Source organism: Helicobacter sp. 23-1048 (assembly GCF_053654545.1).
Genome location: NZ_JBSIUT010000003.1, coordinates 127,191 through 150,344, shown reverse-complemented (window position 1 = coordinate 150,344; position 23,154 = coordinate 127,191). Strand labels below are relative to the sequence as shown.

The window sequence follows — 23,154 nt, the reverse complement described above, 5'->3', positions numbered from 1 at the left end:
TAACAAGGAGATTACGATGAAACATATCACACTGCCTGCGTTAAGCCTTTGCGTGCTTGGTGCATTGTTTTTTGGTGCTTGCACGCCAAAAGAGCCCACACTCCCAGAAGTAACAATCCCAACCTGCGAGAATCCTGTGCGTAGTATTGCTTTTGATGAAAAAAACATCACAGCCATTAGCGATGCACAAAAATACTACGCGCTTAATGATTTTAAAAATCTTGTAAAAGAGAGCTTAGAGCGTTCAAATTGTTTTGTGTTTGATTCTAAAAATGCAAAAGGAGTAGCAAAGATTGAAGTGAGCTATGCCCTTAGCCTCGCAAGCGGGACAAAGGACATAAATGTCATAAAAAGCGAAGACGAAGCTATTTTGGAATCTAAAGTTGTTATTAAGTTTGTGGAGGGGAATAAAACGCTCACCCAACACTCAAATGGCGAACTTAAAGTGAGAGTGGATAGATACTTTGGCTTTGATGAGGGGAAAAAACATATAGATGACGAAAAAATTAAGAATCTATTAAAGCAAAACATTGCCTTTATCATTAGGAATGCAAAATGACGCGTCATTTACAAAAATACATTACAATGACAGCGTAACTTTAATTATTAAGGAGTTAAAAATGGCTTTATATGATAGAAATTACACAGGAGTTGATGTCGGTGCAGTAGCTCAAGCGCGAGATTCTGCGTTGGTAAATTTTGTAAAAACCACTTACAAATTCTTTGGTGCGAGCTTGCTCATCGCTACAATCGGTGCACTTGTTGGGTTTATGAACTTTGAAATGGTCGTCCAAAATAGAATGGTGATTTTTATCGCAGAAATCGCAGCTCTCTTTGGGCTTATGTTTTCTCGCTCTAAGCCCGGACTTAATATTGCAATGCTCTTTGTTTTCACATTTCTTACAGGGCTTGCAATTACACCTTTACTTGGCTTCGTGCTTATGGTAAATGGCTCAGCTGGTGTGGTATCAGCGTTTGCTATGACTACCATTATTTTTGGTGTGATGAGCATTTATGGCATTAAGACCAAACGAGATTTAGCAAGTATGGGCAAAATGCTTTTTATATCGCTTATTGTTGTGATGGTTTGCTCGATTGTGAATATTTTTGTTATGGATATGGGATTCCAAGCAATTATCGCGGGAGCTGCAGCGATATTGTTTAGTATGTATGTGGCGTATGATACACAAAACATCATTCGTGGATTATATTCTAGCCCCGTGGATGCTGCGATTTCGCTCTACCTTGATTTTTATAACATTTTTGTCTCGCTCCTCCAAATTTTTGGTATTCTTGGAAATAGAGACTAATGCCAACCCTTAAAGTTGGCAATCCTGCCCCAAGTTTCCGTGCGCTAGATTCTAGTGGCGTGGAAGTTGGGCTTGATGATTTTGCTGGCAAAACCATTGTTTTATACTTTTACCCCAAAGACAATACACCCGGTTGCACAATAGAAGCGCAAGATTTCACAGCACTTTTATCGAGCTTTGAAGCACTTGGTTGTGTGGTAATTGGCATAAGCCCTGATAACCAAAACTCTCATCAAAAATTTATCAATCAAAAATCACTCAAACACATTTTACTTTGTGATGAGGACAAACGCGTAGCCACTGCCTATGGTGCGTATGGGGAAAAAATGATGTATGGTAAAAAAGTGCTAGGCATTATTCGCTCTACCTTTATCATTGATAGCAATGGTAATATTGCCAAAACTTACTACAATATCCGCGCCAAAGACCACGCCAAAAAGGTTTTAGACGATTTGCAATCTTTATAACATCAAAAAATAAATAATACTTATTGAAATCTTACTACAATATGCTACAATACATTTTTTTATAGGTTTAGAGGTTCTTGCTTAGGCAAGTAGTTTGGGTGCAAAGGCACGATTATATTCATTATATAAAGGAGAAATAATGAAAAAGGTTACATTGTTTGTATTGGCTGGCTTTATGGCTTTGTTTGTGGCTTGTGGCGATAAAGAAAAAAAAGATGAGAACGCTCCTGCGACTGAGGTTGAAAAGGTATCTCTCCCAGAGTGCGATAGCCAAGAGGTAAAAGGCTTGTTGGCAAGTGCGCTAGCAGAGCAAGCAAGCAAAGATTTTGATGCTGTCGCAAGCGAAGCTGCAGAAGGTATCGATGTAGAAGCTATTAGAGCAACTGTGAGTGATGAAGCAAAAGTAGAAAAACTAAGCAACTTCATTACTATCGAAGCTCAAAAAATAGTAAAATGTGGAGCAAGCAACGAAGTTTTGGGTGGCATTACTTATAATGTTACACTTGATGATGCAAACACATTGGGACTTGACATAGTTTCATCAGAATTCCAAGAAAAAATCAAAGGTCTTCTCACAAACAAAGAATAAGACTCTTTTCCTAGTAGATTCTCATAAAATCTACTAGGATTATCTATCAAAACTTTTCTAATCCATTGCGCGCAATCCTTTGTTTTTTTATACATACAGCGTATAAAAATTGCACTTCTAAGCAATTATTAAGAATAAAGCTTATACAATTCCATACATAATTCACAAGTTATTATCATTATTTTATTGTAATGATAATTTCAAGCATACAAAATCAATCATTAAAAGGAGTAACAATGCAAACAAAAGCATTGATAAATGCTATATTAGCATTTATTTTTATAAATTCTGCCTTTGCTGAAGAAAGCAAAACCTTAGTAAAAAGCATTTATGGGGGGGGGGGCAAATATTAAATAATGCCTCACTCGTGCTCTCTCAAAACGATTTAGATTCTCCTAATTTACAATCTCATTCAACCCTTACGCCAACTTTACCAAAAGACAAAGTGCGATTAGAAAAATCAGTCGTTACAGCTAGCGGACACGAACAAGAATACACGCTTGCACCTGCGAGTATTGGCGTAGTTACTCCACAAGAAATCGCTACGCGCCCTACCCGTGATTTAAGCGAAGCTATCCAAAATATCCCGGGAGTTTCATCTGAAGTAGCGACTTCTAATGTCGGTGGTTATGGAATCTCTATTCGTGGCTTACCAACCATATATACGCTAATCCTCATTGATGGCAAACGCGTAAATCCTGCCAATAGAGACGCGCTTATCCCAAATGCTGGGTTTGGCGATACTACTGCGAGTTTTATGCCTCCATTAAGCGCGATTGAAAGGATTGAAGTCATAAGGGGTCCCGCTTCTACGCTCTATGGCTCAGATGCACTAGGTGGCGTAGTAAATATCATCACCAAAAAATCCTATACCAAATGGGGCGCAAGCATAGGACTAGATTACACATTCCAAGAATCTAAATACTTTGGCGACACGCAAGGCGTTAATTTCTACACTGCAGGACCGCTAAATGACGCAAAAAATTGGGGATTAGCTCTGCGTGGTAGAGTAGCGCATAAAAATCTGGTGCGCCCACATAACCTCACAAGTTTCCCTGATAATGCTGAAGGCACACGCGTAAAAATCGCTGGACTAACGGAGGGGGAACAATATAACATTGGTGCTAGGCTTAGCTGGGCACAAAGCACATTACAACTCCCACAATCTACGCAAGATTCTGAATATACCCCTCAAGGCAATCCACTTAATAGCATTTATGTTGATGTAGATTATTATGGATTATTTAATGATAACTCGCTAGGAATGATAGGCAACCAAACGCCAAGCCCTACAACCAACGGATATTCCAAAGATTATAATATTCATCGCTTTAATGCCTTGCTTAACCACGATGGGTATTATATTTCACGCCTTAGTGGAATCTTGCAAAGCCTGCATATCAATAATTCCTTACAATACAATCTTTTAACAAATCCAAATCGCTATTTAGCAGAAACTTTCTTCCCTGCTGGCACACCAAATAATGCCAATGGGTTAAAACAAAATAATGGCGTAGTGCAAGGCGATAGCCGAGAGCTAAAAAATACAGACATAATCGCGCAACACACAACCAATATGTTTTTTGCTTTCACGCAGAACTTGGGACTAAACGCTACTGCTGGAGCAAACTACACTTACAACGCCTTTAATGACAGAGCCGCCCAAGCACTAGGACGAGAAGCATTGCTAGACCAACACACAGGCACGATTTTTGGCGAGGGTGAGCTAATGCTCTATGATAGAGTATTTTTAACTGCTGGAGCACGAGTGAATTACAACTCACGCTATGGAATAAATCTAAACCCCAGAATCTACCTTAGTGTCAATGCTATCGATGATTGGCTTGTAATTAAAGGGGGTGTATCTAGCGGATACCGTGCGCCAAATTTAAGCTACCTCTCAAATAGTGTGGTAAATATCAGCGGGCGTGGGCGCAACTACAACTACGGCAATGAGAATCTCAAACCCGAAACTTCGCTTAATTACGAACTCTCACTCATTAGCGATAATGACTATGTGGCTACAAGCCTCACGGGATTTTTTATTGACTTTAAAAACCGTATTGATAGATACCCTACAAACTTTGATGCCACTACTGCTGGAGTGCTTATGCCAAATGGTGTGTTGTGTAATCTCGCCAACCACCCGGGCACAAATAATAATGGACGATGCAATTTCTATGAGAATGTCTCACGCTCCCATCTCTATGGACTAGAAATCTCTGCAGAACTTAAACCTATAAGTGTGGGCTATGGAGATATAAGTCTTAAAAGTGCCTATACGCTTAATAAAAGCGAGATTGTAGAAGCAGAAGATAAAAGTGAAATAGGACTAAGCTTGGCAGATATTCCCCTGCATAACTTTAATGCAAGCCTGCATTATGATAGTAGGTATTTTGGCGCGTATTTTCGAGGGGAGGCAAAAAGTGGGATAAATCGCAACTTAATAGATTCTAATGCAAATCAAACCTTAACTAATAATTCCATTCGCACAAACGGCAATGGCGACTTTTACAAGCCCTACTATCTCTTACATTTAGGATTGTATATAAAGCCAAACAAAAATATAAAACTCAATTTTGCTGCGTATAATTTACTTGATTTTAACTTTGTAGATTATTTCTCTTATACCACTTATAGTGGCACTAATGGTGCGACACAAACGCCAACTTATGAAAACAACTACCACTTTATCCGTGAAGGTCGGCGATACTTTGTCTCTATGCAAATGGACTTTTAATGTATAGACATATTCTTGCAATGCTTAGAATCTAGCGTTGCAAGAATATGTTAAGCGACTTCCAATCTTCATACCAATGTGAGAAAATCTCACTAATACACACAAAAAGTAAAACAAATTTTGCCTTGAGTTAGAATTTTTGTTATATCCTAAAGATAAAATTTAACCCAAAGGACACACAATGAAAATCACATACACACTAACCGATGAATCCCCAGCCCTAGCGACTTATTCGTTTTTGCCTATCGCAAAAGCATTTTGCAACCACGCAAATATCGAGGTGGCAACGAGCGATATTTCGCTATCAGCCCGCGTGCTAGCGCAATTCCCAGAATTGCTTAAAGATTCCCAAAAAGTGCCTGACACCCTCGCTGAATTAGGCAAACTTGTCCAACAAAGCGATTGCAACCTCATCAAAACCCCAAATATTTCAGCGAGTATCCCACAGCTAAAAGCCACGATTAAAGAGCTTCAAAGTAAAGGCTATGCGCTCCCAGATTTCCCCGATGAGCCCAAAGATGACGCCCAAAAAGCAATCAAAGAAAAATACCAAAAAGTGCTAGGAAGCGCGGTAAATCCCGTGCTTCGCGCAGGAAACTCCGATAGGCGAAGCACAAAAGCCGTCAAAGACTACGCACGCAAAAACCCTTACCGCGTGATTCCCTTTGATAAAAGCTCCAAAACCATTGTGAGCTATATGAAAGATGGCGATTTTTTCGACAACGAAAAAGCCGCTCTCATCGATAAACCCACAAACGCTAAAATCATCTTTAAAGACGCAAATGGCAACACAACCACACTAAAAGAAAATCTCAAATTAGAAAAAGATGAGATTTTAGACGCCACATTTATGGATAGTGCGAAGCTCTATGACTTTTATAAGGCACAAATTGAAGTCTGCAAAAAGCAAGATATTTTATTCTCCCTCCACCTCAAAGCCACGATGATGAAAGTCAGCGACCCTGTGCTTTTTGGCTACGCGGTAAAAGCGTATTTTGCCGAGATTTTTGAGCGATTTGGCGATGAGCTAAACGCGCTTGGTGTGAATGCAAATAACGGCGTGGCAGAGATTTTAAGCAAGATAGAATCTAGCCCTAAAAAAGCCCAAATCCTTGCGCTTTATAACGAAATCCTTGCAAAATCCGCCAAAATCTCAATGGTAAATTCTGACAAGGGCATCACAAATCTGCATATCCCAAGCGATGTGATAGTCGATGCCTCGATGCCTGCTATGCTAAAAAACGGCGCAAAACTATGGGACAAAGATGGCAAAGAATGCGATACCAACGCGGTAATCCCTGATAAAACCTACGCTACGATTTATGAAGCCGTGATAGAGGATTTGCACGCTAATGGCACACTAAATCCCGCAACGCTAGGCAGTGTCAGCAATGTCGGGCTAATGGCAAAAAAGGCACAAGAATACGGCAGCCACGATAAAACTTTCATCGCGCTAAGCGATGGCGAGTTTAGCATAGTAGATGAGAGTGGTAACGCGCTTTTAAGCCACAAAGTGCGCAAGGGTGATATTTATCGCGCAAATCTTGCCAAAATTGACGCGGTGCTAAATTGGATAGATTTAGGTATCGAGCGCGCCGAGCTCACAGGTGATAGAGCGATTTTTTGGCTTGATGAGAAGCGGGCTAGCAACAAAATAATGGCTGATATTGTGCGTAATCGCTTAAAAGAAAAGGGCAAATCTATGGAGATTCTCGCGCCCAAAGAGGCGTGCTTAGAATCGCTAAAACTAATCCGCGCAGGTAAAAACGCCATAAGCATTACGGGCAATGTATTGCGCGATTATCTCACCGATTTATTCCCTATTTTAGAACTTGGCACGAGTGCGAAAATGCTCTCCGTTGTCCCTATGCTAAATGGCGGGGCGATGTTTGAGACAGGTGCGGGAGGCAGTGCGCCAAAGCAAGTCGAGCAACTTGTGGAGGAAAATCACTTGCGCTGGGATAGTTTGGGCGAGTTTTTAGCATTGCAAGCAAGCCTAGAATTTTACGCACAGCGCAATACTAACGCCAAAGCAAAGGTGCTTGCAACTGCGCTAGATAGTGCGATAGGGCAATGGCTCGATAACAACAAAGCCCCCTCACGCAAAGTAGGCGAGGACGACAACCGCACAAGCCATTTTTATCTCGCAATGTATTTCGCACGCGCGTTGGCAAATCAAAGCGAAGATTCTGCGATTTCTAGCTTTTTTGGTGGAATCGCAGATGAGCTAGAATCTAGCGCAGAGTCTATCCGCGCAGAATTTAACGGCGCACAAGGCGTTAAAGTGGATTTGGGTGGATACTACAAACTCAATGATGATAAATGCAACGCCATAATGCGCCCAAGCAAGGCATTTAACGCGATTATCGAAAAAATCGCTAAGAAATAGGCGCGACTTCTTTTAATACGATTTCTGACTACTTCGCAGAATCCTAAATTCGCAGGATTCTGCGCTTATGATTTTTAAAATAGGCAAAGATGAAAATTAAAATTAAGGATATAAAATGGAACAACCAAAGCCAACTAACGAAAAATACTCAAAGATTATTGAAAGAATTGCGGATGGTAGCTATCAGATTCCAAAATTTCAAAGGGATTTTGTTTGGGATAAAGAAAAAACAGCAAATTTGATTGATAGTTTATTAAAAGGCTTTCCTATCGGTAGTTTTATCGTATGGAAAACCAAAGAGAGATTAAAATCACTGAAAAAATTGGGTGGAAAAATCTTAAAAGAGATTAAAGAGGGGGTTGATATTTATTATGTGCTAGATGGGCAACAAAGAATGACATCTTTATTTTTGGCATTGACAGGTGAAAAAACGGACAAATTCGATTATAAAAACCTATACATTGATTTGGATAAAGATATAGATGATGATGAGCAGATTTGTGTGCTAGAAAAAACTGAAAATTCAATAAGTTTTTATAATTTGATGAGGCAAGACCCATTTGACTTGCAAGATACCATAGGCAAAGAAAATGCTAGAAAATGTAAGACATTTAAAGACAGAATAGAAAAATATGAATTTTCTATCATTGAGATTGAAAATCTACCGCTAGAAAAAATCGCTGATATTTTTACGCGCATTAACACAAGCGGAAAAGCATTAACGCTTTTTGAAATAATGAATGCAAAAATTTACACAGAGACCAAAGATGGGCAAAATGGCTTTGATTTGGAGGATAAATTTAATGAGTTGATAAATGATTTAGCAGAGGCAAACTATGAATCTATCGCCGATAATAAGCAATTTATTTTACAGCTCATTAGTGCAAAATTGCAAAAAAATACAAAAAGAGAATCTATATTGTCAATACCAAAAGATAGATTTATAGACGAATGGGACGAATCTATAAAAGGTTTCAAGTTAGCTGTTGATTATGCTAGAAATTTTCTAAAAATTCCTGTATCTAAGTTATTGCCATATCCCGCTTTATTAGTTCCTATCGCATATTTTTTTAGGATAAATGGATTTAAACAACCAAACAACGCGCAAGCCAAACTTCTTTCCAAATATTTCTTTAGAAGCACTTTTAGTTGGCGATTCTCATCTGCAACAGAAACAAAACTTAATGCAGATATAAAACTTATAGAAAAAATTAAGGATAGCAAGGAAATAGATTTTCAAAAAGAAATTCCTACCGATTCAAAAGAAGATTTTATCAGTCGTTTATATTGGAATTTTTCTGCTGGGAATGCTTTTGATAAAGGTGTCTTGTGTATTATGGCGTATGCAGAGCCAAAAAGTTTTAATAACAATGCTAATGTTAGACTTGATAATTCACATTTAAGCATAGCTACTTCAAAAAATTTTCATCACTTTTTTCCAAAAGCGTATTTAAAAAGAAAAAAGCAAGATAAATATGTAAATGCGTTGGCGAATATAACACTTGTTGATGATTATCTAAATAAACGAGAAATAAAAGATAAAGAGCCCAAAAAATATATCCAAGAATTTCAAAACGATAATCCTAACTTAAAGGCAACGCTAAAAACTCATTTCATTGATTTAGACACTTTTGGCATTTGGGAAAATGACTACGACACATTTTTGCAAAAGAGGGCTGAAAAATTGGCAGATGAAATCATAAAACGAATTTAAGTTTTTTTGATGAATTTTAAAATTTAAAGCCACATAAAAAGCAAAAACCAAAATCTAAACGCGCTTTTTTGCGTGGCAATTTTTACGCATTTAGATTCTCCTAAATCACAAATTTTCACACACAAAACCTTACACAAACCCACCCCAAAATCCCCACAAATACATTCAAAAATTCTGCATAAAGTTTCACACAAATCTACCACATAAAAACTCTATCCAAATTATGAAAAATATAATCATTTTACTTGACAATAGCAAGAAAGTCTGCTAGTATTAAAAAGTTAATTTTGAAAGGTATTCTTATCAATGCTCTTAAAAATAGCGAAATCTTATATTCTACTTAAATTTAAGGAGAGCGATGAATAAACTTGTTGCAATATTTACTTTATGTGGCGTTGTTAGCATTGGCGGGCTTTTTGCAAATAGCATTGACATTGAATCTGTGAATCCAAAATCCAGCACAGCACAAACTCTCTCGCAAAACGATATAGAGTTTCTCTTTGGCACGAGCAGCACAGGGAATCTCAATATGCGAGTTTTATCTAAAGAGGAGCTAGAGGAAACAAAGGGAATGTGGGCGCAGTTTGTTTATGGTGTAGCTGGAGGTTTTGTGTTGGGATTTGGAAAATATGCTACCTATACTTATGAGGATTGGATTGCTAACCCCTTACGCGACTTTTGATTGGAACGGTGCTTTTGATGCTGGTATAGAAGGCGCAATGGATGGGCTTATACTCGGCGGAATTTGGAAAGGTGGAAGTATATTAAAGGGGTTTTAAGATGAATAAACAATCAGTTAAAATTTTTGCAAAAGCGTTTTTTCCTGTGTTTATCTTTGCTTTTATCGGTATGCTTATTTTGTCCTATTTGGAGGCGTTTGTGGGCAGAATCTTTGAGATTGACTTTCTTATGAGACAAGGAGAGCGCAGGGGTTCGCTTGTTAGTAGTGCGCTTTTTATGGGCGTTTTTTTGGGGCTTGGAGGCGTGTATAATGAATATAAATTGCACCAAGAGAGCCAAGATAAACTAAAGCGCGTTGCAAAAGTCTTTGTGCCGCTATTTTTTGGGGTATTTCTTGTGCTGGCAATTCTACCATTTGTGGCGTTGAAATACATTGCATTTTTGGAGGAGTTTGCAAAATCGTGGCTAGAATTTGGGCTATTTTTTCCTGTTATCATCGCAAGTGCAAGCGCGTTTTTGCTACTTGCACTTGGGTATTTTAGAAAAACCAGCTAAGATTTTAGTATTTTAATCATTTGCAAAAACACAAAGACCCACACAATCCGCGCACTCATCGCACAATAAAACACACAAATCCTAAATCTTTCAAAAAATCCCCAAAAACTTGCTAAGATTCCACATTTATACAAAGCATAAAGGACAGAGTTTGATACATTTACAAAAGGTTACTAAAGTCTATCCAAATGGATTTTGTGCGATTAAAGATATTGATTTGGCGGTGGCTAAAGGCGAGATTATGGGTGTCATTGGCTACTCTGGAGCGGGGAAAAGCACGCTTATCCGCACGATAAATCGCTTAGAAGAACCCACAAGCGGGAGTGTGTATATTGATGGTGTGGATATGCTCGCACTTAGCGATAGAGAGCTCCAAAAAATGCGCCGTAAAATTGGTATGATTTTTCAGCATTTTAACCTACTAAGCGCGCGTGATGTTTTTGGCAATGTGGCGTATGCGCTAGAAGTGGCGCATTGGAAAAAAAACGATATTAAGCCACGCGTGCTAGAACTTTTAGCTCTCGTAGGTTTAGAGGATAAGGCACATTTCTACCCAAGCCAGCTTAGCGGTGGGCAAAAACAACGCGTAGCAATCGCGCGCGCATTAGCAAACCACCCAAAAGTCCTACTTTGCGATGAAGCCACAAGCGCACTTGATACCAAGACAACAGAATCTATCCTCGCTCTTATTAAAGATATTCAAAGCAAGCTCTCTCTTAGCGTGGTGCTTATCACTCACCAAATGCAAGTGGTGCAACAAATCTGCGATAAAGTCTGCGTGATTAGCAATGGAAAAATTGTAGAGCGTGGAAGCGTGGAGGAAATATTCGCTAATCCTAAAGAGGCAATCACAAAAGAGCTTATCGCCTTTTTACCAGAGGATACAAAAGAAGCACTCTTACATTTGCAAGATACCACCAATGTCTATCGCGTGCTTTTCACAGGTGCAAATGTCCAAAACCCGCTTATTAGCCAAATGGTTAAAAAATTTAATATTGATGTAAATATCATAAGTGGAAATATCGAAGCTGTGCAAAGCAGAGAAATCGGGCATTTGGTATTAAAATTTGTAGGCAAACAAGATGCGATTGCAGATTCAATCGCGTGGCTTCAAACACAGGGATTAAGTGTAAATGCGATAGATTCTAACTCTATATAAATATTGACATATTATATAAAGTTTATTATAATCCTCACACTACTTTGTAGTCTTAAGGAGGATTAGAATGGATACAAACATATTGTTTAATGGTCGTTGTGCGATTGCATTAGGCGTTTTTCTATTAGGGTGTGGGGTAATAAGTGCTAAGGACTTGGAATCTCGTGTAGATTCTCGCATACAAAACGCACAAAGTCCTCAAAACATAGAATCTCAACCCTCTGTTTTAGAAAAATTACTTGGCAAAAAACAAAACACTGATTCTAAAGGCTCTGTGATTTATGACTTAGGGCAAATCGAAGCCACAGCGGAGGCAAACTCGGCTGATTATAATGCTACGACATCTATCGTTGATTCCCAAGATATGCAAAACACTCTTTCAAACGATATGGGACGCGCTTTGCGCTTCACACCGGGTGTGTTTTATATGCCTAATGCTACGACAAAAGATACGATATATATACGCGGATTTAGTGAATACGAAATCGGCTACTATCTTGATGGGATTCCTGTGAATGATACCTTTCGCGGGAACGCAAGTAGTTACACCGATACAAGCGCATTTACCACTTTTGGACTAAGCGAAATCTCTATATCAAAAGGCTATATTTCACCATCATTTGGTGCAGATATACTCGGTGGAGCGATAAATATGGTAACTTCAAAACCAAAAGATGACTTAGAAATCGCCTTGCGCTATCAGTTTATCACGGATAACGAAAACCGCGCAGATGCTGCAATAGGACGCAATCTTGGCAAGACTTATTATCAGCTTACCTACTCTCAAATGGAACGAAAATCCCTACAATACTCGTATGATTATGGCGCGATGAACTCAAGGGATATACCAAATACCGCTAGACGCTCGCAGGTATTACGCGGAAAATACGGCTATCAGCCAGATGAAAACAATGAATACAGCCTAAACTTCCACTACCAAAATCAATCTTTTAATGGTGGATGGAATTTTGTGGATTATGATGCGACCACACTTTATGCTTTAGGAGATACAAAATTTAGCAAACTATTCTCACTTAACTCACGCGTGTATTATCATAGCAACCTCAATCAAACCATAGATTCTGCGAAATATGATGACTTCACCGCAGGACTTATTGAAACGGGTAAATTCAACTTCAGTGAGAATCAAAACCTAAAAATTGGGCTAAATCTCAAATACAACGACCACAAACGCCAAGATAATGGAGAGAATGATTTGCGAGGAGCATTTAAAACCCTAAATGCCTCAGCTTTTGCTGAATATGCGCTAAGACTTAATTCTGTGTTTCGTTTCGCTCTCTCTGCAAGCTATGATAGAAGCGATGAGCTCTACGCAATGGCAAAAATGAGAAATCAGGGGCAACCTACAACTTGGAGCGAGCCAAGACGCGAAGCAAAACTCCATATGCAAGGCTTTAGCCTACAAGGAATCCTCTATGCGACTTTGGGCGAACACACTCTATTGCACGCAAATATCGGCAAAAAGACAAATATACCCAATATGGCGACAATCCATTCTCATAACGCAGGTTGGGGGTTTAACGCACCAAGCTCTAACATCAGCCCAGAATCTGCGATAAATTATGAACTCGGCGCAGACTTTACTTGGGTAAGCGCACAAGTGGGTGCAAATGTATTTTACAACGATATAAATGCTATGCTTATTAGCGTGCAAACAGCCGATACAAGTTTGTGCGAAAAGGGAATCTTGGGGCAATCCACTTATTGCTTAATTTATAAAAATGCTGCAAGCGGGCATTCAATCGGTGGTGAAATCTATGTTAAAAAGAGTTTGTTTGATGATATACTCACTTTAGGACTTAATTGGAGCTATGTGCAAAGAAAAAGTTTCAACAGAAACCCTGATGGAAGTCTCACATATACAAGTGAATTTATCACACACCCCCGCCAGCTTATCAACTTCAATGTTCTCTTTGCTCCGCAAAAAGAATGGAATATAAGTTTTAATGGAAGCGTGCAAACTTCACGCTATGCTCAAATCAATGTAGGCTCACAACAAACCCCAATATATGATTATGCGTGGCTACCAAGCGTGGTATTTTTTGACATTGCGGGGAACTACTTCATCACAGATTCTTTGCGACTCTCTTTGGGTGCGTATAATTTACTTGATAAAAACTACAATTACAGCACGACTAACGCCACTGCTGGAGGATTACCCGGACGAAGATTGTTTGTAAGCCTTGATTGGAAATTTTAAGGATTATCTTTGGGAATCTTTAAGGGAGATTCCCATTTAAGCAACCCTGTTATAATGCTTTCACACTTTTGCATTTGGAGGCTTCAATGAAAGAATTTTTACGCAATGCAGATAGAGCGTTTATCGATATTTTACAATCACTTGTCGGCAATGATGTGGCATTTTTACTTATTCGTGGGCTTATAGAGACGCTGTATATGGTGGGCTTTAGCCTTGTTTTTGCCTGTGTGTTTGGTTTGCCTTTGGGTGTGCTTTTAGTTTTTAGTCGTCCAGATTCCATTAAACCTTTACCAAAATTTAACGCCACCCTTAGCTGGCTGGTTAATATCGTGCGTTCATTTCCATTTATGGTGCTTATCATCGCTCTTTTGCCACTTTGTGGTGCGCTCATTGGCGTGAGCACAGGCTCAAGCGCAGCGATTATCGCACTCTCAATCGCGGCAATTCCTTTTATCGCACGCCTTTTTGAGGGGGCATTACTTGAAGTCTCAAAAGACTTAATCGAGGCTATGCAAGCGTGTGGAGCGAACTATTGGGATATTACTAAAGCAATGATTGGCGAGGCGAAACCAGCTCTTGCTAATGCAATCACTATCACTGCCATTAGCCTTGTAGGCTATTCTGCAATGGCTGGAATCGTAGGTGGTGGAGGTCTTGGGGACTTGGCTTATCGTTTAGGATTTAACTCGTTTCGCGATGATATTTTGGTGTATTCAGTGCTTGTCATCATCGTGCTCGTGCAAGCCCTGCAAAGTGGCGGGGATTTATGGGTAAAAATATTACGAAAGAATCGCTAAGAATTAGAATTTTTTGGTTAGAATGTCGCGTTTAAAATTCATTATAAAGGATTTCGTATGAAAATGTCTAAGTTGTTTATTTTTGGTGCGCTTTTTAGTGCGCTGTGCTTTTTTAGTGCGTGTGGCGATAAGCCTAAAGATTCTCAGGCAAATGCGCAAGGCGAAGAAAAAAATGGCAATCTCATTGTCGTGGGTGCGACTGCTGTCCCACACGCTCAAATGCTTGAATTTATCAAGCAAGATTTGGCAAACGATGGCGTGGAACTTAAAATTGTAGAGTTTAGCGATTATGTAACACCAAACTTAAGCCTAAATGATGGAAGCTTAGATGCAAATTTCTTGCAACATAAGCCATTTTTAGATTCTATTGTCAAAGAGCGCGGACTTGATTTGGTTTCAATCGGACAGGTGCATATCGAGCCTATCGGCTTTTATTCTGATAAGATTGCAAGCATTGATGAGCTAAAAGATGGCGATAGCATAGCGATTCCAAACGACCCTACAAATGGTGGGCGCGCGCTAATTTTGCTACACAATCAAGGATTATTAAAAATTAAAGATGTCAATAATCTCTCAAGCAATGAAACTGACATTGTTGAGAATCCACATAATTTCAAAATCGTGCCTGTGGAGGCTGCTTTGTTGCCACGCGTGATTGGAGATTATGAGGGAGCAGTCATCAATGGAAACTTTGCATTGCAAGCTGGCAAACGCGCAAAAGACGCGCTTTTCATCGAAGATGAAAAGTCTCCTTATGCCAATATCATCGCTACAAAGAGTGCCAACGCAAACGATGAGAAACTTCTCAAACTCAAAAAGGCATTACAAAGTGAAAAAATGCGTGATTTTATCAAGGAAAAATTCGAGGGTGAAATCGTCCCAGCCTTTTAATCACACTCTTATAATTTTTGTTTAGAAGTTCCTTTTGGGACTTCTAAATTTGTGTAAGATTGCCTAAAACTTCTTTTTATTGACATCTTCTAAAATTTCATTAGCGATACCATTTACGCGCTTGGTGATTTCATTAGTAGTATTCGCCACTTCAACATTTTCTTGCGTTACGCTCTCTAGCTGTGTTATAGCTTCATTGATTTGTCCTAATCCATCAGTTTGCTCTTTGATAGATTCACTCATTTCATTGACAGATTGCACCAATATATTGATATTTGCCTCGATTTCTCCTAATGATTTTGTGGTTTTTTCTGCGAGTTTTCGCACTTCATCAGCCACCACAGCAAATCCTCGCCCGTGCTCGCCCGCTCTTGCGGCTTCAATGGCAGCATTAAGCGCGAGGAGGTTTGTTTGGTCTGCGATGTCTTTAATCATTCCCACGATATTTTTAATATCTTGGGCTTGGTGGGCATAATCATTGGTTTTTTCACTTACAGCGTGCATAGAGGAGTTGATTTGCTCCACAGCAGAAGCCGATTGCTCTAATGCAGTGGCTTGTTTTTGCGAACGCTCCATAAGAGATTGCATTGATTCTTCGAGCACTTTGCTTTGTTCTCCGAGTTCTTTAGCAAACGCTGCTGAATCTTGGAGCATTTGCACGATAGAATCCCCGAGTTGATTCACACCTTTTTCTAATCCTTGAGGATTCTCAATTCTTTGTGTGAAGTCGTTTCGCTGATAAGAAGCAAAAACTTTTGAAGCCCTAGCCAAATCATTTCCAACCAAATGACAGAGTGCATTGCCCATTTCATTGAGTGCGTTTTTTAGTTCGTTTGTCTGCGGATTTGGGCTATTGTGCGTGATTGACTTGCCAAACCGCCCTTGCTTTGCTTCATCAACCACACCTACCACTTCTACTACAAGCTCAGAATCTTGCTTGAGCATTTTTTCGGTTTGCACTATATTTTCATCAATGACTTTACTCATTAGCCCAAACTCATCTTTGCTCTTAAGTTGTAACAATTTAGGAACTTGAGAAACTTTGTGATTTAAAAAAGCAAAAAAATCATCAAGTTGTCGCTGAATAGCACTTAGCGGTTTAAAGAAATGCACAATAACAAAAAACAATCCCACACTACCAAGTGCTAGCAGTATCAATGCAATGCTCATAGAGGCGAAAAGACTTTCATTGACTGCTTTTGTGAAGTCCTCATCATTTGCCTCTGCTGCGATTATCCAGCCAAAAGGCATTTGTCGATAATAAATCACCTTGTGTTCACCCTCAAAATCAAACTCCATTCTCCCATTTGGCTTTGTTTGGACGGCTTTTGCTACTGCATCACCTAGCGGTTTTAGCCTTTCTTTACCAAGCTTTTCTAAGTCATCGTGAGAAAACACCTCACCATTTGAATCGGTTAAAAAGATTTGCAAGCTTGGCAACTCTTTGCGTTCAAAATTTTTAAACCTACTTTGGAATCCTCCCACTGAAATATCCACCGCAATCACGCCTGCGAATTTGTCATTGCGATAAAAGGGCATTGCCGCAGTTGCTGAAATGGTTTTTTCCATTCCTACCACTGCGCTTTCATAGGGCGTGGTTACATAAAAGTCTTGCGTGGATTTTGCTGCTTCATAATACCCTCGCGTGCTAAAGTCAAAATTCGTATCATCAGGGGCATTTGTATAATGCGTGATACCGCTTCGCAAAGTCTCTGAAATCATTTTCCCGCCCATATCGTCATACACGATAAATGCCGCATCATATTGGACAAATTTGGTTAAATGTCCTAAGATTCTACGATGGGCGATAATATCGTTTCTATCAACATTTGCTAGGAATTTTTGCAACTCGGTTAAATGTTGCTTTGCTTCGATTCCCATTGTGATGTTTATGGTGGTATAAGAGGAGTTGAGCGCGAGCTGCTGCAAACCCTCATAGACTTCAATGGTCTCACTTGCTGTGCGCTTGTAATTCATAAAGCTCGTAATGCCAATTACGACAACAAAAATGCCAACAACAATCCCCAAAATTTTAAAACAAACACTCTTAAACATTCCCACTCCTCACAAACAACATCAAAAATCCAAAAACTAAGAAACTAAGGCAATAAGACAAAATAAGGCTTAATAAATTATTAGTAAAAAAAAAACACCCATAAATAAGCTATCGACTAATAGAGTAAAAAATAAAATGTATCTTTTATCAAGTATTGTTATGTGATTTAAAGAATGCTTGGATACAATGGGCGCGATGGGGTTGATTTATTGTGAAATTGTGGCATATATTTTGCAAGACATTTTTTCATTCTTTATTGGCAATGATAGATTTGTAATTTTTTATAAATCCTTAAAAAATATAATAAAGTAAATGAGATAGTAATAAAAATATACTATAATTCCAATCCATTTCAAAATTTAAGGAGAAAAGATGCGTTTTTTGATAATGCTTGGTGTGTTAGTCTTTAATCTAAGTGCAAATGTATATGATTATAGTGCGCTAGAAGTGAATACCACGCAATCAAACCAAAATCAATCTAATAAAGATTCTAAACAAAATGGTCTCACTCTACTTGAGCTTTTAGAGGGAGCAAAAAACAACTATAACTTAGAGGCAAAAGACATTGCAATCCTCCAAGCAAAAGCAAGCAGATTCGCCGCGTTTGCAGAGTTTCTCCCAACTCTTGATGGAAACTACTCCTATCAAAATGCAGACAACACTTATAGGAAAACGATTTCTAATGCCGCACAGCTAAAAGCTGAGTGGGAAGTGTTTAGCGGGCTTAAAACGACCAATAAGCTCCGCTCACAGCGTTCATTATACCGCGCGAGTGTCGCTGATAGAGAAAATACAAAAGAACAGCTCTTTTTGAATGTCATCGAGCAATATTATGGATACTTTTCTAATCTTGCACTAAAAGATGCCCTAGAGCAAAAGAAAAAACAGCTAGAAGTCAATATCGCGCGCGTTGAAAAGCTCTTTAGAGCGGGGCTTACGACTATTGACGATGTGGAATCTCTGCGTGCAGAATACCTCACCACCGAGCACGATTTGGCTAGTAAGTTGCTAGACATTGAAAACAACAAACTTCTACTCTCTTTGCTTACAAACTTAGAAGTAGAGAATCTTGAACGCGTAACAATCAAAACACCAACCCAAGAAGTCAAAGATAGAAAGGATATTATCGCGCTAGGCGAGCAAGCAAAAAGCGCGCTTTTCCAAGCACGACAAATCACTTACTTGCCAACCATAAGCGTTAGTGATACTTTTGGGTGGAATTGGGGGCTAGATAGCACAAGCAAACCTGCGCTTAATGATTTACTTGGAGCTGGTGGCGGAGCTTTTGGTGGGTCGAGCTTTATGAAAATGAGCTACCCGCCAAACCAAAATGTCATCGGCATAAATGTCAGTATGAGAATCTTTGATTTTGGAAATATTTGGAAACAAAGACAAGCCGCTCGTTACACCGCATTACAAAGAGAAAAGGAACTCGCATACAAAAAACACGAACAAGCAAAAGATGAAAAGCTCTATCGCAAAAGTTTAGAGATTGCGCAAGCACAGATTAAAAGCTCAGAAGCCGCACTAAAAAGCGCGACCGTTTCATTTGATAATGTAGAAAAAAAATACAACGCACAGATTCTAAACTTCAGCGATTTTTTGCAATCTTTAACACGCAAATTTGAAGCAGAAGCGAAATATAAACAAAGCATTGATAATTATGAAATCCAAAAAGCGCGCTATATTTATTATAGTGGGCAAGAAATCGAAGGATACATACAATGAAGGTATTGTGGAAAACAATCAACAGAATCTGCGTGCTTGGCATTGCTCTTCTCTTAAGCGTAAATGCACAAGAAAGAGTCTATGCTATCTTTAATGCAAAGGCAATCCAAGATGCGAATTTAAGTCTTGGCTCTAGTGGGATTGTGGCGGAGATTGATGTCGATGTAGGAAGTGTGGTAAAAAAGGGCGATAAACTTCTCTCGCTCTTTAACCTTGATGTGCAAGCCCAAGTGGAATCTATCCGCCAACAATACAACTTCAACAAAAAGCAATATGAGCGATACAAACGCTCTGCTGGCGCAGTAGATAGAAACTCGCTGGATAGATATTTTGCTGATTTTAAGCGATATGAAGCGGATTTGGCTTACCAAGAAGCATTGCTTAGCAAGACTATTTTGCTCGCCCCATTTGATGGAATCATCGCCTCAAAAGATATTGAACTCGGCGATGGTGTGGGGGCAAATAACACAAAGCTCTTTAGGCTTGTGAGCGCGGAAGTAAAAATCGTGCTTGAATTTGACATTAAATACATTAACAAAGTGCGTGTGGGTGATACATTTGAGTTTAGTGTCGATGATGGCGAGAAACAAAAAGCTACTATTTATAAAATCTATCCTTTGGCAGGAGAGACAAACCGCAAGGTCAAAGCCGAAGCATTGGTAGAAAATATCATACCCGGCACTTTTGGTGATGGATATATCCAAACGCGCTAAGCAAGCATAAAAGTAACAACAATTAAGGCATAAGGAACAATATGTATAAATTCGCCATAACTCGCCCTGTAAGCACACTAATGTTTGCTTTAGCGGTAATGTTTTTTGGAATTTTATCGGTAAATAAAATGCCTGTCTCGCTCTTCCCAAATGTCGATTTTCCATTTGTTACGGTCATTACAAATTATCCGGGTGCAAGTGCTGAAACGGTAGAAACAAAAGTAACTGATAAAATCGAGGAAGCCGTGCTAGGAATCGATGGACTAAAAAAGGTTACCTCGCAATCCGTGCGCAACACAAGCATTGTATTTATAGAATTTCAACTTGAAAAAGATGTCAATGTCGCTGTGGCTGATGTGCGCGATAAAGTAGGCACGGTGCAACTCCAAAGTGGTATAGATTCTCCAGCGGTATATAAACTTAATACGGGTAGCTCGCCTGTGATTTCACTCTTTTTAACCAGCACCAAAGTGCCACCGAGCGAAATGATGAGATTTGCTGATAATACCATCAAACCAATGCTTCAAAAAGTCGATGGTGTAGGGAGTGTAGGCGTGCGTGGATATAGAAAAAGACAAATTAGAATCTATCCAGACCCAACCTTAATGAATAAATATGGGCTTACTTTTTCTAGCTTAAGCACACTTATTGGAAACGAAAATGTGGAAGTTGATGGCGGGAGACTTGTGAGCGAAACGCAAGAGTGGGCACTTACCACTGATGCTAATAGCTACACAGTTGAGGAAATGGGTGAATTACGCATAGCTGAAGGTGTGCGATTAAGAGATGTTGCTCTTATTGAAGATTCTATCGAGGAAGATAGGACTTATGCGAGCTATGGCAAGACGCCGGGCGTAATTTTTGAAGTGCAAAAAATCTCTGGGCAAAATGATATTAAAATCGCAGATTCTATCAAAGAAATTTTTGAAAAAGAGATTAAAGCAGTAAGCCAAGACTACGATGTGCAGGTCTTTAAAGACACCACAGAATACATTAAAGATTCTGTTGCTGATGTGAAGTTTGACCTCTTTTTAGGTGCGCTTTTGGCTGTGAGTATTGTGTTTTTATTTTTACGCTCCACAAGTATTACTATGGTGGCAGCATTTTCGTTGCCTGTATCAATCATTGGCACTTTCGCGCTTATGCACTATTTTGATTTAACCATAAATATGCTCACCCTCCTTGCCTTAACGCTTGCGATTGGAATCATCATTGATGATGCCATTGTGGTGATTGAAAATATCCATAAAAAAATTGAAGCTGGATTGCCTAAGCGTGAAGCAGCGTATGAAGGCGTGAGAGAAATTGGCTTTGCTATTGTGGCTATTTCTGCTATGTTGCTTTCTGTGTTTATCCCTGTTGGGACGATGAGTGGGATTGTAGGGCAGTTTTTTAAGAGCTTTGGTATCACAGTTGCGCTTGCCATTGGGCTATCTTACATTGTCGTTGTTACGATTGTCCCAATGATTAGTGCTATTGTGGTAAATCCAGAGCATTCAAACTTTTATCGCAAGACAGAAAAATACTTCATCGAGCTTGATGCACGATACAAAAAGACCCTGTTTTTTGTGCTTGCTAACAAAAAAAGAGTATTGCTTGGTGTATTGGGAATCTTTATCTTATCATTGGTGATTGCCTCTACGCTTGGGTTTGCTTTTATGAAAAAAGAGGATAAGGGCGAATACAATGTGTTTATAGAAATTGCTCCGGGCATTAGTATGGAAGAGATGAAACGGCGCACAGGAGTGCTCCAAGATATTATCTTACAAGATGAGAGCACAGAATTTGCGACTTTACAAATTGGCTATGATAGTCGTAAAAATATCTTTAAAGCGCAAATTTACACCAAAATGACACCAAAAAACAAACGCAAAAGCGCGCAAAATCAATTCGCCATAATGAATCAAATGCGCGAATCACTCAAAGCCTCCAAAGAAGCTGAGGGAATGAACATAGCAATAGTAGAAATTAGCGATATGGGCGGAGGAGATACTTCACCATTACAAATTGCAATTTTATCGCATAGTGGAGAACTTGTGGAAAAAAGCAAAGAGAATCTGTATAAGTTTTTTAAAGAGGAATTAGCAGACAAAGTGCGAGATATACACACAGACAAGTCCGAAGACCAGCCTGAATATCGATTCCAAATTATTCGTGCAAATGCTAATAGATATGGTGTAAGCTCGCAAGAAATAGGCAACACTATCCGCACGGCATTTTCTGGAGAATACACGGTGGGATATTATAAAGAATCTGGCAAGGAATATGACATCACCGTGCGTGTGCCCGATGATTCTCGAAAGTTTTTAGAGGATATTAAAAAACTCCAAGTGAAAAATAGCAATGGCGAACTTATGTTTTTGGAGGGCTTAGTAAAAATCCACAAAACAAAAACCTCTAGCACTATTACTCGCTTTAACAGGCAGCGAAGTATCACGGTGTATGCGACAAATGAGGAAAGCACGAGTTTAGGTGAAGTGCTATCTGCGGTGCTTGAACCAGATAAAGATACAGGGCGTCCAAAGTGGCTCGAAGAAGGAGCAAGCTATCGCTTACAAGGCGATGCTGAAAATATGGTAGAAACGCTAGTGGCATTTGTTACGGCGATTGTAACAGCAATCGTGCTTATTTACCTTATTTTGGCGGCTTTGTATGAGAGTTTTTTACAACCTTTGATTATTATGGTTACTCTGCCATTGAGTTTTTCTGGGGCATTTTTCGCGCTTTTTATCACAAGAGAGCCATTTAGTATGTTTTCGCTAATGGGGCTTATGCTCCTAATGGGAATCGTGGGGAAAAATGCCACCTTGCTTATCGATGTAGCAAACGAAAAACGCAAGGAAGGAATGGATATAGATAGTGCGATTATCACTGCGGGCGAGTTACGCTTACGACCAATTTTAATGACAACCATAGCGATGGTTTTTGGTATGTTGCCTCTAGCGATTGCAAGTGGTGCGGGAGAAGCTATGAAAAACCCAATAGGCATTGCGATGATTGGCGGGCTTATTGTTTCGATGCTTTTATCATTGTTGATTGTGCCTGTGTTTTATCGATTCCTCGCGCCTATTGATGATAAACTTCAACGATTTTACAAACCAAAAGAGGGGGATAGATTCTAAGTGTTTGTGTATTGAGACTTGA

At 39.3% G+C, this 23,154-nt stretch carries 17 protein-coding genes; 16 read left to right on the top strand and 1 reads right to left on the bottom strand.

The features are described from left to right. The first annotated feature begins 16 nt into the window (after window positions 1–16). The 13 genes from ACWIWK_RS08825 (at window position 17) to ACWIWK_RS08765 (ending at window position 15,513) form a co-directional block, all read left to right on the top strand. Entirely contained in the window at window positions 17–559 is a 543-nt protein-coding gene (locus ACWIWK_RS08825; protein WP_454152432.1) for a hypothetical protein, read from the top strand. A gap of 61 nt (window positions 560–620) precedes the next feature. Further along, a complete protein-coding gene (locus ACWIWK_RS08820; protein WP_454152431.1) occupies window positions 621–1,310 on the top strand; it encodes a Bax inhibitor-1/YccA family protein in 690 nt (229 codons plus the stop codon). After that, window positions 1,310–1,777, top strand: coding sequence for a thioredoxin-dependent thiol peroxidase (bcp, locus tag ACWIWK_RS08815; protein WP_454152430.1), 468 nt, complete (start codon window positions 1,310–1,312; stop codon window positions 1,775–1,777). Before ACWIWK_RS08820 ends, bcp begins: the two co-directional genes overlap by 1 nt. Before the next feature lie 139 nt (window positions 1,778–1,916). After that, on the top strand, window positions 1,917–2,366 hold the full coding sequence (locus ACWIWK_RS08810) for a hypothetical protein (RefSeq protein ID WP_454152429.1): 450 nt from the start codon (window positions 1,917–1,919) through the stop codon (window positions 2,364–2,366). Window positions 2,367–2,733: 367 nt separating this feature from the next. Continuing rightward, window positions 2,734–5,106 carry a TonB-dependent receptor domain-containing protein gene (locus tag ACWIWK_RS08805; RefSeq protein WP_454152428.1) on the top strand — a complete coding sequence of 791 codons (2,373 nt, stop codon included), beginning with the start codon at window positions 2,734–2,736 and terminating at the stop codon, window positions 5,104–5,106. Between the two features lie 181 nt (window positions 5,107–5,287). Continuing rightward, complete coding sequence (locus ACWIWK_RS08800) at window positions 5,288–7,495, top strand: NADP-dependent isocitrate dehydrogenase (RefSeq protein ID WP_454152427.1); 2,208 nt, start codon at window positions 5,288–5,290, stop codon at window positions 7,493–7,495. Between the two features lie 115 nt (window positions 7,496–7,610). Further along, a complete protein-coding gene (locus tag ACWIWK_RS08795) occupies window positions 7,611–9,209 on the top strand; it encodes a GmrSD restriction endonuclease domain-containing protein (protein ID WP_454152426.1) in 1,599 nt (532 codons plus the stop codon). A 358-nt stretch (window positions 9,210–9,567) separates the two neighbouring features. After that, window positions 9,568–9,891: a hypothetical protein gene (locus ACWIWK_RS08790; protein WP_454152425.1), complete on the top strand. Its 324-nt coding sequence runs from the start codon at window positions 9,568–9,570 to the stop codon at window positions 9,889–9,891. A 98-nt stretch (window positions 9,892–9,989) separates the two neighbouring features. After that, complete coding sequence (locus ACWIWK_RS08785) at window positions 9,990–10,445, top strand: hypothetical protein (RefSeq protein WP_454152424.1); 456 nt, start codon at window positions 9,990–9,992, stop codon at window positions 10,443–10,445. Between the two features lie 151 nt (window positions 10,446–10,596). Then, window positions 10,597–11,604, top strand: coding sequence for a methionine ABC transporter ATP-binding protein (locus tag ACWIWK_RS08780; protein WP_454152423.1), 1,008 nt, complete (start codon window positions 10,597–10,599; stop codon window positions 11,602–11,604). A 67-nt stretch (window positions 11,605–11,671) separates the two neighbouring features. Continuing rightward, a complete protein-coding gene (locus ACWIWK_RS08775) occupies window positions 11,672–13,825 on the top strand; it encodes a TonB-dependent receptor plug domain-containing protein (protein WP_454152422.1) in 2,154 nt (717 codons plus the stop codon). 197 nt (window positions 13,826–14,022) lie between these two features. Continuing rightward, on the top strand, window positions 14,023–14,622 hold the full coding sequence (locus ACWIWK_RS08770; RefSeq protein ID WP_454152475.1) for a methionine ABC transporter permease: 600 nt from the start codon (window positions 14,023–14,025) through the stop codon (window positions 14,620–14,622). A 57-nt stretch (window positions 14,623–14,679) separates the two neighbouring features. After that, window positions 14,680–15,513, top strand: a complete 834-nt coding sequence (locus ACWIWK_RS08765; RefSeq protein WP_454152421.1) for a MetQ/NlpA family ABC transporter substrate-binding protein — start codon at window positions 14,680–14,682, stop codon at window positions 15,511–15,513. 63 nt (window positions 15,514–15,576) lie between these two features. On the opposite strand, the gene ACWIWK_RS08760 is transcribed toward ACWIWK_RS08765, so the two are convergent. Beyond that, the gene (locus ACWIWK_RS08760) at window positions 15,577–17,568 is read right to left on the bottom strand and encodes a methyl-accepting chemotaxis protein (RefSeq protein WP_454152420.1); all 1,992 of its coding nucleotides are present in this window, start codon (window positions 17,566–17,568) and stop codon (window positions 15,577–15,579) included. Window positions 17,569–17,941: 373 nt separating this feature from the next. On the opposite strand from ACWIWK_RS08760, the gene ACWIWK_RS08755 reads away from it, so the two are divergent. Genes ACWIWK_RS08755 through ACWIWK_RS08745 form a run of 3 tightly spaced genes read left to right on the top strand, consistent with a single transcriptional unit; the run spans window position 17,942 to window position 23,132 of the window. Further along, complete coding sequence (locus ACWIWK_RS08755) at window positions 17,942–19,297, top strand: TolC family protein (RefSeq protein ID WP_454152419.1); 1,356 nt, start codon at window positions 17,942–17,944, stop codon at window positions 19,295–19,297. Then, window positions 19,294–20,010 (top strand): efflux RND transporter periplasmic adaptor subunit, encoded by a 717-nt coding sequence (locus ACWIWK_RS08750; RefSeq protein WP_454152418.1) that lies wholly within the window; start codon window positions 19,294–19,296, stop codon window positions 20,008–20,010. Before ACWIWK_RS08755 ends, ACWIWK_RS08750 begins: the two co-directional genes overlap by 4 nt. Before the next feature lie 41 nt (window positions 20,011–20,051). Continuing rightward, on the top strand, window positions 20,052–23,132 hold the full coding sequence (locus ACWIWK_RS08745) for an efflux RND transporter permease subunit (protein ID WP_454152417.1): 3,081 nt from the start codon (window positions 20,052–20,054) through the stop codon (window positions 23,130–23,132). Window positions 23,133–23,154: the final 22 nt, after the last annotated feature.